Source organism: Maribacter corallii (assembly GCF_047345415.1).
Taxonomy (GTDB): Bacteria; Bacteroidota; Bacteroidia; order Flavobacteriales; family Flavobacteriaceae; genus Maribacter_C.
Genome location: NZ_JBLFEP010000002.1, coordinates 1,032,031 through 1,044,457, shown reverse-complemented (window position 1 = coordinate 1,044,457; position 12,427 = coordinate 1,032,031). Strand labels below are relative to the sequence as shown.

Here is a 12,427-nt window from a genome sequence, read left to right as displayed (position 1 = left end):
TGAACATTTACTAAAAATCAACCTAGGGTCTAGTCCCTATTTCCATCCCGATAAAATCGATAACAGCACCCCTTTTTAGCAATTTTCGGTAGTAAACCTTAAAAACCGAAAATTATGAATCGAAGTATCTTAACACTCTTTCTAGTATCCTTTGTAGCAATAACATCTGCCCAAAAAATCAATCAAGAAATCAAAATCGACAACAACCAGCCTTTTCTCGTAGGTCAAATCAGCACTGAAGGGCTATCGTCCAATTCATATCAAAGCTGGTACACCAATAACTATGAGGCCTATCAGGTAAATAAAAACGAAATAACATCATTTAAAAATACCCTGTCCGAACATAAGATTTTGGTGTTCATGGGTACCTGGTGCGGCGATAGCAAAAGGGAAGTTCCGCGTTTTATCAAGATATTGGAAACTGCCGATTTCCCCATGGAGAATCTCAAAATAGTTGCGGTCGACCGAAGGAAAGAACAGTATAAAAAGAGTCCGACCGGAGAAGAATGGGGACTCAGCATCAAACGCGTACCCACCTTTATTTTTCTCAAGGACGGAAAGGAAACCAACCGCATTATCGAAAGTCCGATTTCCACATTAGAGACTGATATTAAAGCGATCATCACCGATTCGGAATACACCCCGAACTATCCAACATCATTGCATTTTGATTGAGAAATAGCACCGTAATTTCCGAAGCTACATGCCTAGTGCTTTATGCCATGCGCTCTACGTTATTCGCAATGCGCTCCTTGCTTCGAGAGTTGAGTTGCTAACCTTTTTGGATTTGGAATTTGGGTTTTGGATTTTCCCTCTTCTTTAAGCCATGCGGCAATCTCCTTTCGATATTAGCAAGCGGCTCCGGGCGCCAAGCACCGTGCATCCAACATGCAACACCAAGTATCGCGCACCGAGCTTCGAACATCCACGCCCAAACCGGAAACACAAAACATGAAACCCGAAAACTAGCTTTAAAATCATCGCTCGAAACCCTATATTTGCGCATTAAATTAGGAGCTAAATGCAATTGTCGGAACAAGAAATCATCAGAAGAGAGAAATTGACCAGATTACGTGAGATGGGTATCAATCCTTATCCCGCGGCCTTATATCCCGTAGATGCCACTGCAGAAAGTATCAAGGCGCATTATGAGGAAGGGAAGAAAGTCATTGTCTCCGGAAGGTTGATGTCACGACGTATTCAAGGCAAAGCTTCCTTTGCGGAGCTACAAGATAGTTCGGGAAGAATTCAGGTGTATTTTAATCGCGATGAGATTTGCCCAGGTGAAGACAAGAACCACTATAACGAAGTCTATAAAAAATTACTGGACATCGGTGATATCATTGGGGTTGAAGGCGAGCTTTTCACGACCCAAGTAGGTGAGAAAACCATCATGGTCAAAGGCTTCTCCCTGCTGAGTAAATCATTGCGTCCACTACCCTTACCAAAGAAAGATGCCGAGGGGAATACTTACGATGAGTTCAACGATCCCGAATTGCGGTATCGTCAGCGCTATGTTGATTTGGTAGTCAATCCGAAGGTGAAGGAAACGTTCATCAAGCGAACCAAGATTACCAACAGCATTCGTGAGTTCTATAATGAAAGAGGTTATTTGGAAGTAGAGACACCCATTCTACAACCTATTCCCGGGGGTGCCGCGGCACGACCGTTTTTGACCCACCACAATGCTTTGAACATTCCCCTATATCTAAGAATCGCGAACGAACTGTACTTGAAAAGGCTAATTGTCGGCGGATTCGATGGGGTCTATGAATTCTCAAAGGATTTCAGAAACGAAGGTATGGACCGTACCCATAATCCGGAGTTCACCGTTATGGAATTGTATGTCGCCTACAAGGATTACAACTGGATGATGGAAACCACCGAACAATTGTTGGAAAAAGTAGCGCTGGATGCCAACGGAACGTCCAAGGTGACGGTCGGCGAAAACGACATCGAGTTCAAGGCACCATACGCCAGAGTGCCTATTTTAGAAGCGATTAAAATTCATACAGGGATAGATGTTGCGGGAATGGGTGAGGATGAACTTCGCGAAACCGCCAAAAATCTAGGCCTTGAAGTTGACGAAACTATGGGGGTAGGGAAACTCATAGATGAGATTTTCGGGGAAAAATGCGAACATCACTATGTGCAGCCGACCTTTATCATCGATTATCCTAAAGAAATGAGTCCGTTGACAAAGGAGCATCGCACGAATCCTGCGTTGACAGAGCGTTTCGAATTAATGGTGAATGGCAAAGAATTGGCGAATGCGTACTCTGAGCTGAATGACCCGATCGATCAGCGCGAACGTTTTGAAGAACAACTGAAACTCTCTGAAAAAGGAGACGACGAGGCCATGTTTATCGACCAAGATTTTCTTCGTGCCCTAGAATATGGTATGCCGCCCACTTCGGGTATCGGTATCGGTATTGACCGTTTGGTCATGTTGTTGACCAATAACTCTTCCATTCAAGAGGTGTTGTTCTTCCCTCAAATGCGGCCAGAGAAAAAAGCGGTGGAGTTGAGTGAAGAGGCAAAACAAGTACTCGATTCATTGAAAAAGGTAGAGATGCTTCCCCTAGCGGATTTGAAAGAACAATCGGGCCTGTCGAACAAAAAATGGGACAAATCCATCAAGGAGTTGACCAAGAACAATCTGGCCAAGGTTGAAAAGAACGAGGAAGGCCTTTTTGTAAAATTGGGATAACACCACATTCATCCATTCGGACCTAGGAGGAATCTCCTAAAATAATTACTATCTTTAGTGGTCGACGAAAGGGTTGCTATGAATTTGGTTAAACATGTATTGTTATTGGGTGTCTTAAGCACGGCCCTCCTTTTGGGATTTTCGTGTCAGGATTCGAAGCGTGTCGATTTCAGCACCCAGATCAAGCCCATTCTCAACAACAAATGTATCACTTGCCACGGAGGCGTTAAAAAGAATGGCGGTTTTAGCCTTTTATTCGAGGAAGAGGCTTTTGCCAAAACAGAATCGGGCCAACCCGCTATTATCAGAGGAAATGCATCTGGTAGTGAATTGATCAAAAGGCTGCATGAAGATGACCCCGAACTACGGATGCCTTACGAGAAACCGAAACTCTCCAATGAAGAAATCGATCTATTGACCCGCTGGATCGACCAAGGCGCAGAATGGGGCGAACATTGGGCTTATTCGCTTCCTGCGGAAGTTGATGTTCCATCGATTGCCAATGAAGCTAGTTTTGTTCCAGAGTCCTCTCCCTCCTTCCTAAAAAATGACATCGATCGTTTTATTTGGGCACGATTGGAAAGCGAGGCCTTAGAACCCAATCCCCAGGCCGAAAAGAATATCATCGCCCGTCGATTGGCCTTGGATATTACGGGCCTACCCCCTTCTCAAGAATTATTGCAGGATTTTGAAAATGAACGTTTCACTTATGAGACACTTGTCGACACGCTATTGGCACAAAAGACGTATGGCGAAAAATGGGCTACCTGGTGGTTAGACCTTGCCAGATATGCGGACTCCAAGGGCTATGAAAAAGATATGGGACGTTCGATCTGGAAGTATCGCGATTGGGTCATCGATGCCTTCAACACCGATTTGGCCTATGACCAATTTACCATGGAACAATTGGCCGGCGATCTGCTACCCGAACCTTCCGCCGATCAATTGATCGCCACAGCCTTCCACAGGAATACCATGAACAACGATGAAGGAGGTACGGATGATGAAGAGTATCGCATCGCTACCGTTATCGATCGCACCAATACCACTTTTGAGGTGTGGCAAAGTACCACAATAGGTTGTGTGCAATGTCATGGCCACCCGTACGACCCCTTTAAGCATGAAGATTACTATCGCCTGATGGCATTTTTCAACAATACGAGGGATGAAGATACGCCAAGCGAATCCCCGGTTTTGAAACTGTATGCCAACGAACAACAAAAGACCGTCGATCAGGTGCTCGATTGGGTCGGTCAGTATGGAAATGAAGAACAGCACAAGATCTATAAGGACTTTTTACAGTTCACAGAACCCGTATACAAATCACACTTTTTCAAGGAGTTTCAGAATAGCGTCTATGATGATCATGCGTCAGTGGTCTTTTGGGACGATGGCAACCTCATTATCGAAGATGCCTATACCAATAATTCAAGCTATGTGTACCTGAACTATCGTTCGCACTATAATGGCACGAAGGTGACCATTCGAGAAAAGGACGCCAACGGACCTGTTTTGGCACAGTTCACCATCAACAAGGCCTCGGAGAATACCACCGCCCAATTCGCCCTAAAAAATATCGATAGAAAAACCGATATCTACATCGAGACCCAGAATGACGCCGTGGCTCCTGAAGTCAATATTCTGAACCTCTATTGGGTCGGGTTCATACAAGATATGCCTGGTATGGAAAGGTCAGGTTGGTCCAAAATCAATTCCGCCTTTATAAAGGCCTTGAATACCACTGCCGAAACCGTACCCATTTTAGCGGAGAATCCTGAATATATGAAGCGGACCACTCAGTTGTTTGACCGTGGTAGTTGGTTGACCCAAACCGATACGGTACAACCTGGAACCCCTGAAACGTTGAACGCTTGGAACCCTGATTGGCCTGAAAACAGACTGGGACTCTCGAAATGGATTGTCGATAAAAGAAACCCACTCACGGCCCGAACCCTTGTCAACAGGGTATGGCACCAAATCTTTGGACGAGGTCTTGTCGCTACCATTGAAGACATCGGTTCACAGTCAGAGCCTCCCTCACACCCGGCGCTATTGGATTGGTTGGCCTTGCGCTTTATGAACGAACACCAATGGAGTGTAAAAAACCTCATCAAGGAAATCGTAAGCTCTGGCACCTATCGGCAGCGTTCCGAGGGTACGCCCGAAGCATATCAAATCGACCCCGAAAACGAATTATATGCCCGTGGGCCGAGAATCAGGCTGGGCGCGGAACAGATTAGAGATCAGGCCCTGGCCGTATCGGGCCTTTTAAGTACCAAAATGTACGGCCCGGGAGTGATGCCCCCTCAGCCCGATGGCGTATGGAAGACCGTATACAACAGCGCGCAGTGGATTGAAAGTAAAGGAGAGGATCGCTATCGCCGTGGCATCTATACCTACTTGAAACGCACCAGTCCGTATCCTTCGTTTCTGACCTTCGATGCCGGAAGCCGTGAGGTCTGTACCATACGCCGAACCATAACCAATACCCCTTTACAAGCTTTGGTCACTTTGAACGACCCCGTGTATATCGAGGCATCATACCAACTGGCAAAAAACAACTACATCCTCGATAATATAGACCTCAGCATTACCAAAAGCTATGAAAAAGCAACTTTGAAGAAAATTACCCCTACGCGATTAAAAGTCCTAAAGGAGCTGTATCAGAACTCGCTACAAGAGTTCTCTAAAAACAATGAGGCACCAAAAGTATTCTTATCTTTTGAAAAGCAACCGACCCCTGAGTTAGGTGCGCTGACCCTCGTTGCCAATGCCATTATGAATTTAGATGAATTTCTAACCAAAGCCTGATGAAAGACAACCTAGAAAGACTGATTCGAGAAAAGCAGGTTCGAGAGGCACAGGCGCAAACCCGGCGGCACTTTATAAAAAGTTGTGCCCAAGGTATGGGCGGTCTCGCCTTGAGCTCGATTTTTATGGGATGCGATCCAAAACCATCTACCAATACCAAGAGCACTATGGCCTTTGGTGAGCGGGATTTGAATCCGTTGGCGACCTTGTCCCCACCTTTTAGCCCCAAAGTGAAATCGGTTATCTATTTACATATGGCCGGTGCCCCTTCGCAATTGGAGATGTTCGATTATAAACCCCAACTCCATAAATATCACGGGCAAGATTGTCCGCAGTCTTTGTTGGAAGGAAAGAAATTCGCTTTCATAAAGGGTACACCAAAATTAATGGGGCCACAGGCTGAATTCAAGCAAGAAGGTGAATCAGGAAATTGGGTTTCGAACTTTTTACCCCATTTTAAGAGCGTAATCGATGAAGTGGCTTTTTTAAAGGCGGTTCATACCGATCAATTCAATCACGGGCCGGCGCAATTGTTCATGCATACGGGCAGTGCCCGATTGGGGAGACCTAGCATCGGTGCTTGGGCAACCTACGGTTTGGGGTCGGAAAATCAAAACTTACCCGGTTTCGTGGTATTGACTTCGGGGGGGAACACCCCTGATGCGGGTAAAAGTGTTTGGGGGAGCGGATTTTTGCCCTCGGTATATCAAGGCGTGCAATGCCGATCGGAAGGCGACCCGGTGCTGTACATCGAAGATCCAGATGGGATTACCAGAAATCTTAAAAAAAGTACGATCGACGCCATCAATCAAATCAACAAGGAGGAATATGCCAAATATGCCGACCCTGAGATCTTAGCCCGTATCAATCAGTACGAAATGGCATACCGCATGCAAATTGCCGTGCCAGAAGTGATGAACATCAACAACGAACCCGAAAACATCAAACAGATGTATGGTGTTGAACCGGGCAAAGAGTCATTCGCCAACAACTGCCTACTCGCACGGAAATTGGTAGAAGATGGCGTACGCTTTGTTCAACTTTTCGATTGGGGATGGGATACCCATGGTAATATTCGCGAGGGTTCGATCGATCTCGGATTACGGAATAAGTGTCGTGAAATAGACCGACCCATTGCGGCCCTAATTTTGGACCTAAAGCAACGGGGACTTTTAGAGGATACGTTGATCGTCTGGGGCGGGGAATTTGGAAGGACCCCCATGCAAGAGAACCGTGGAAATAAGGAAATGGCCTATAAAGGTCGTGATCATCATGGAGATGCCTTTACCATGTGGATGGCCGGAGGTGGCATCAAAAAAGGAGCTGCCCATGGAAAAACCGACGATATCGGATTCTCAGGAATCGAGGGACGTGTATCGGTCCATGACGTTCACGCGACCATCCTGCATTTACTCGGTTTTGACCATGAGCAATTTACCTATGCATTTCAAGGACGTAATTTTCGATTGACCGACGTAGAGGGTGAGGTCATCAAAGAAATACTAAGTTGATCGAGCTTCTGAAGTGGCGTATTCCTTAGTAGGCGGAACAGTTTCCCGATAGCAGGAATGTTTTTCGTCTGTTGTGAATGGAAGAACATCAAGTTTCAACATAAAGGGCCAAAAAAAATTGAAAATAATAACCAGACCAAAAAAAATGAGCATACGATTTTTTGCGATTCTTTCTTTATTCACCATTACGCTCTTCTCGCAACAAAAAAAACTGGAATTCTTTCAAACGGATTGGGGTCGACAGATATCATGGGATGCCTTTTGCGAAAAAACAAAGGCTTCTGGCTATGACGGACTCGAAACCTGGTTCCCTTCAGATGAAAAAGGCCAATCGGAACTCAAGGCCGCTTTGGAAAAATACGAGCTGAAAGTCGGTTTTTTGAATGGTACAAACAAATCGCTCCCTTTTGCAGAAAGCTTGAAAGCGTATACAGCACACTTCAAGACCTTGATTGCCTGGAAACCGGCCTATATCAATTGTCATACAGGCAATGACTTTTACACCTTTGAACAGAACAAAGCGTTTATCGATGCCGCCAATAAGATGGCGAAAGCGTACAACATTCCTATTTATCATGAAACACACCGCGGACGATTCAGTTACAATCTACCGGATACCAAAAACTATATTGAGGCCATACCAGAATTGAAGATGACGCTTGACATTAGCCATTGGATGGTCGTTCATGAATCGTTATTGAGCGGTCAAGACCAAGAACTGGCTGAAGTCTTGGAACGTTCCTATCACATTCATGCCCGAGTGGGTCATGCAGAAGGGCCTCAGGTCAATGATCCGGAAGCCCCCGAATGGAAGAAAGCCGTCAACAGACATATGGACATTTGGGAAAAGGTCATTCGTCAGAAATGGGAAACGCAGGACTTATATACGATTACAACGGAATTCGGCCCCGCGGATTACATGCCGACCCTACCCTACACCCAAGTGCCTGTGGCAGATCAATGGAAAGCCAACGTGTACATGATGAAGGTTCTGAAGGACAGGTTGCAGGTTGAATAATCCAAAATGCTGAATTCTCTTACTAATTTAAAAGCATCTTTGAAATAGATGGAAGTTATCAAACAACTCATAGGGCGACTTCACCCGCTCATTGTTCACTTGCCCATCGGTTTTATCACTTTAGGCCTTCTAGTGCAGTGGTATGCCCGAAAAAGACAGCAGTATGCCCCAGTGGTACCGTTAATATTCCTATGGGGCGGATTCAGTGCCGTATTGGCTTGTATTACCGGGTATCTTCAATACTTAGGGGAAGGCTATTCTTTTGAAACGGTAAAATGGCATCTGTGGTTGGGTATAGCCACGGCCTTGTTTTCCTTTATCATGTTCGCCAAACTCTCAAAGACAAGCACCATCCGTTTTCTCCATAAAGTACCCACAGCACTTCTTTCAGTACTGTTCTTTGTTTTGATTTCCTTTACCGGACATGAAGGCGGAAATATTACCCATGGAGATGATTATCTGGTCGAACCTTTACCCAATTCGGTAAAATCGGCCTTGGGTTTTGAAACGTTCGAGGAAAAAGAAATTGTTCTGAACGATACCAATTGGGAGGACGCCTTGATTTACGAAGATGTCATCAAACCTATTTTAAATAATAAATGTGTAAGTTGTCACAATCCCAAGAAAACTAAGGGTGCGTTACAATTGCATACACCCGAAGATATCCAAGAAGGGGGCGAAAATGGTGCGGTTATCCTCCAAGGTAATGCCGAAAAAAGCGAGTTATTTTCGCGTATGACCCTGCCTATGGATGATGATGATCATATGCCCCCAGAAGGAAAAACACAACCTACGAAAGAAGAAATCAAATTGGTCGGGGCATGGATCGATGCTGGGCACCCTTTCAATGGCACTATAAAAACCACGGGCTTGCCGAAGGAGCTATTCGCTGCTTTTTTCCCTAGAAAAGTAGAAAACGATTATCCAGATATGGAAATAACGGAGGCGTCGCAAGACAGTATTCTGACTATTGAAAAAGCTGGGATACATGTGGATCTTATCAGTAAGGAATCAAACTTTCTTAGTGTTTCGGCCATTAACAAGCCTACATTCGGAGATGATGATTTCGAAATCCTTCTTCCTCTCAAGACTCAAATCGCACGTTTGGATTTAGGTGGCACCCAAGTCACTGATATCATTTTCGAAAAACTGGGACAACTGCCAAATTTGACTATTTTAAAATTGGACCATACCTCGATTACAGGTAGGCAAATCAAGAGCTTGACAATCTTGGAACATTTAAAATCGATCAATTTGACCCATACGGATTTCGAAGGAGATTACCTTTCCGACCTCTCCGATTTTCAAAGCCTGGAAAAAATATACCTCTTTCAGAGCAAAGTTGCCGCTAAAGAAATACAAACCTTAACGAATGAAGCGATTCAAATCGACTACGGCAATTATGAACTACCGCCCCTTGCCTCCGATTCGATCGTTTACTGAATTACTTTTGGTGCAATAGTTTCTAAATCCAAAAGAAAAAACATAGCTTAGGGCTAGCAATTACCAACTATGCATCTAAGCAAAAAACTAGGGCTATTTCTGGGGCCGATTCTTTTTTTGATCATTCTAAGTCTACCTTTTAACATGGTTTCCGAACAAGGGGACCACGTTATCGCGGTGGCGGTATGGATGATTGTATGGTGGATTACCGAAGCTGTTTCCATTTCGGTTTCCGCGCTGCTACCACTGCTATTGTTTCCCTTGCTTAAAGTCATGCCCATTGCCGATGTCGGCGCCAACTATGGAAGTCCTATCGTATTCTTGTTTTTTGGAGGATTTGTCATGGCTCTTGCCTTGGAGAAAGTGAACCTCCATCGACGAATAGCTCTAAATATCATCAAGCTCACAGGTACTACTCCCAATAAGGTGGTTTTGGGCTTTATGATCGCCACTGCGTCCCTGAGCATGTGGATCAGCAATACGGCTACTACAGTGGTGATGCTTCCTATCGCCATGTCAGTGATCGGTTTATTGGTGAACGACGAGGATGGGTTTACGAAGAGTGATCAAAACTTCGCTCTGAGTGTTATGTTAGGTATTGCTTTTTCAGCGAATGCAGGTGGAGTGGCCACGGTAATCGGTACACCTCCGAACATGGTGATGATCGGGCTCCTGGAAAATGAATATGATATCGAGATTTCTTTTTTTAAGTGGATGTTATTGGGCATTCCGTTTTCCGCTACGATGATCGGTATCAGCTATGTCGTGTTGACCAAATGGATGTTTCCCAATAAACAGTTGAAATTTGCTGCATCGAAAGAGGTGATCAATACAGAGCTGCGTAAACTTGGCCCCATGTCAGGAAAAGAGCGCATGGTGCTCGTTATCTTCGGCATCACGGTAGCCCTTTGGATTTTCAGGGCCCTGATCAATGATCTATTTCCTGCCCTCAAATTAAACGATACGATGATCAGTATTTTTGCGGCCATATCCTTATTTGCTGTACCATACAATCTAAAAAAAGGTGATTTTTTGATTGTGTGGAAAGACACTTCCAAACTGGCTTGGGGTATTTTGATTCTTTTTGGCGGCGGATTGGCCCTCGCCAAAGGCATGTCGGTCAGTGGTATTGTCGATCTTGTCGCGAATCTTATCGCAAGTAGCGATATTTCGATTTTGGTCATGGCCAGCTTACTTATTTTCCTCATGCTTTTTATGACGGAAATCATGAGCAACGTAGCCCTCGTTGCAGTTCTAGCACCAGTCGTGGCCGGTATCGCCATTGGTTTGGAAATTCCTGTGCTCTATCTGCTCATTCCGGTGACTATTGCGAGCAGTTGTGCCTTCATGCTTCCCATGGCCACTCCGCCCAATGCTATTGTGTTTGCCAGTGGGTATGTCAAGGTACATGAAATGGCGCGAGTTGGGGTTATCCTAAATCTTATTGCCGTAGCCCTATTGATTCTTATGTTTCAATATGTGATTCCCATGATATTCTAAATCAAAATATAAAGCGACATCCTCAAGTTCACCAGCGTTAAGATAGCGGGTGTATACCCCCTGAGAATGAGCGTATCGAGCCAAATCAACCTTTTTTCACTATTTTTAGGTGCTATGTTACAAGTAGTATACACCTGATGGCCAATATGGTCTTCACTTAATACGTCCCTATGAAAAAGATTTTTATTGCGTTAATTGCCTTTGTACTGTTCAGCAGCCATGTCATGTATCTCAAGTTAGAGGGTTATTTTCTTGAACCCAACACGGCTGCCACCATCCAACTATTCAACGGAACTTTTGATAAAAGTGAAAATGTTATCGACCGCGACCGCATGCTTGATGCTAGTTTGTTAGGTAACGGGCAACGAATAAAAGTAGCCGAATCGCAATGGAGCGAAAAGGACAGTGTTACTGTATTGAATTTTAAGACCGGTGAAGCGGGTACTTGGGTGGCAGGTATTTCCACTGCGCCCCGTGCGATAGAAATGGATGCTGACGCCTTCAACACCTACCTCGAACATGAAGGCATCCTAGACATGATCGATTGGCGTCACGAGAATAATAAAATGGACAGTAGTGCCGTCGAAAAATACTCCAAACATGTAAAGACCATTTTTCAAGTTGGAGATAAAAAGTCAGATGACTGGCAAAAAGCGTTGGGGTATCCGATTGAGTTTGTTCCGCTTGACAATCCTTATGAGTTGAATACAGGGGATACCTTAAGGATCAAACTACTTTTAAATGGTGCGCCGTTGGCCAACCAGTTGGTCTATGCCAATTTCAAGGCGCCCGAAGATGGACATACCCATGGTACCGAAACCGGGGCCGAGCATACGCATACTGACGCAGGGGAACACGGACTTTCACATGACACGAAAAAGGAAGAGGCACATGATCATGATGAAAATCCCGTGCAAGGGCACGCCCATGAAGCAAAAACGGAGGACAAGCATACGCATGATGGTGAAACCACCCAACACAGTCATAAAACGGAAACATCGGAAGCGAATGAACACTCCCACACCCATAAAGACGGTAGCACTTCACATACCCATGCCGAAGAAACCCAGGCCAAACACAGTCATTCAGTAGATGAGGCCCACGAGCACGATAATGATACAAAAGACGACATCGAACCCCATACCCATACTTCTGGCCAACAAATGCGCACGGATGCCGACGGTGTAATCGAGGTGAGCTTATCCGCTGATGGTATATGGTATGTACAAACCATACATTTGGTAGAGACCGATGAGGAAAACTACACTCATGAATCAAATTGGACTACCTTGACCTTTGAAGTGGTTCACGCTCACGGAGAAGACACGCATACTCATGAAGAAGGTGGAATCCCTTCTTATGTTTATTGGATTCTAAGTGTCTTATTGATCGGTTTGTTATTCTTCTGGTTTAACAGAAAAAATTAGCGGTAGG

Annotated in this window: 8 protein-coding genes; all 8 read left to right on the top strand. The window is 44.9% G+C overall.

What is annotated here, in order from left to right; translation table 11 throughout:
* Positions 1 to 114 precede the first annotated feature (114 nt).
* Positions 115 to 675 carry a thioredoxin family protein gene (locus tag ACKWCA_RS09795; RefSeq protein WP_413978003.1) on the top strand — a complete coding sequence of 187 codons (561 nt, stop codon included), beginning with the start codon at positions 115 to 117 and terminating at the stop codon, positions 673 to 675.
* 346 nt (positions 676 to 1,021) lie between these two features.
* Positions 1,022 to 2,710, top strand: coding sequence for a lysine--tRNA ligase (lysS, locus tag ACKWCA_RS09790; RefSeq protein ID WP_413978002.1), 1,689 nt, complete (start codon positions 1,022 to 1,024; stop codon positions 2,708 to 2,710).
* 78 nt (positions 2,711 to 2,788) lie between these two features.
* Positions 2,789 to 5,521 carry a PSD1 and planctomycete cytochrome C domain-containing protein gene (locus tag ACKWCA_RS09785; RefSeq protein WP_413978001.1) on the top strand — a complete coding sequence of 911 codons (2,733 nt, stop codon included), beginning with the start codon at positions 2,789 to 2,791 and terminating at the stop codon, positions 5,519 to 5,521.
* The gene (locus tag ACKWCA_RS09780) at positions 5,521 to 7,032 is read left to right on the top strand and encodes a DUF1501 domain-containing protein (protein WP_413978000.1); all 1,512 of its coding nucleotides are present in this window, start codon (positions 5,521 to 5,523) and stop codon (positions 7,030 to 7,032) included. Before ACKWCA_RS09785 ends, ACKWCA_RS09780 begins: the two co-directional genes overlap by 1 nt.
* Before the next feature lie 145 nt (positions 7,033 to 7,177).
* Positions 7,178 to 8,050 (top strand): sugar phosphate isomerase/epimerase family protein, encoded by an 873-nt coding sequence (locus ACKWCA_RS09775; RefSeq protein WP_413977999.1) that lies wholly within the window; start codon positions 7,178 to 7,180, stop codon positions 8,048 to 8,050.
* 48 nt (positions 8,051 to 8,098) lie between these two features.
* Positions 8,099 to 9,493 (top strand): c-type cytochrome domain-containing protein, encoded by a 1,395-nt coding sequence (locus ACKWCA_RS09770; protein WP_413977998.1) that lies wholly within the window; start codon positions 8,099 to 8,101, stop codon positions 9,491 to 9,493.
* Between the two features lie 69 nt (positions 9,494 to 9,562).
* On the top strand, positions 9,563 to 10,993 hold the full coding sequence (locus ACKWCA_RS09765) for an SLC13 family permease (protein WP_413977997.1): 1,431 nt from the start codon (positions 9,563 to 9,565) through the stop codon (positions 10,991 to 10,993).
* 170 nt (positions 10,994 to 11,163) lie between these two features.
* Positions 11,164 to 12,420 carry a DUF4198 domain-containing protein gene (locus tag ACKWCA_RS09760; RefSeq protein ID WP_413977996.1) on the top strand — a complete coding sequence of 419 codons (1,257 nt, stop codon included), beginning with the start codon at positions 11,164 to 11,166 and terminating at the stop codon, positions 12,418 to 12,420.
* Positions 12,421 to 12,427: the final 7 nt, after the last annotated feature.

Excerpts from the sequence above, each read along its gene's own strand:
- ACKWCA_RS09795 (WP_413978003.1), top strand. The coding sequence starts at position 115 with ATGAATCGAAGTATCTTAACACTCTTTCTAGTATCCTTTGTAGCAATA.
- lysS (WP_413978002.1), top strand. The coding sequence starts at position 1,022 with ATGCAATTGTCGGAACAAGAAATCATCAGAAGAGAGAAATTGACCAGA.
- ACKWCA_RS09785 (WP_413978001.1), top strand. The coding sequence starts at position 2,789 with ATGAATTTGGTTAAACATGTATTGTTATTGGGTGTCTTAAGCACGGCC.
- ACKWCA_RS09780 (WP_413978000.1), top strand. The coding sequence starts at position 5,521 with ATGAAAGACAACCTAGAAAGACTGATTCGAGAAAAGCAGGTTCGAGAG.
- ACKWCA_RS09775 (WP_413977999.1), top strand. The coding sequence starts at position 7,178 with ATGAGCATACGATTTTTTGCGATTCTTTCTTTATTCACCATTACGCTC.
- ACKWCA_RS09770 (WP_413977998.1), top strand. The coding sequence starts at position 8,099 with ATGGAAGTTATCAAACAACTCATAGGGCGACTTCACCCGCTCATTGTT.
- ACKWCA_RS09765 (WP_413977997.1), top strand. The coding sequence starts at position 9,563 with ATGCATCTAAGCAAAAAACTAGGGCTATTTCTGGGGCCGATTCTTTTT.
- ACKWCA_RS09760 (WP_413977996.1), top strand. The coding sequence starts at position 11,164 with ATGAAAAAGATTTTTATTGCGTTAATTGCCTTTGTACTGTTCAGCAGC.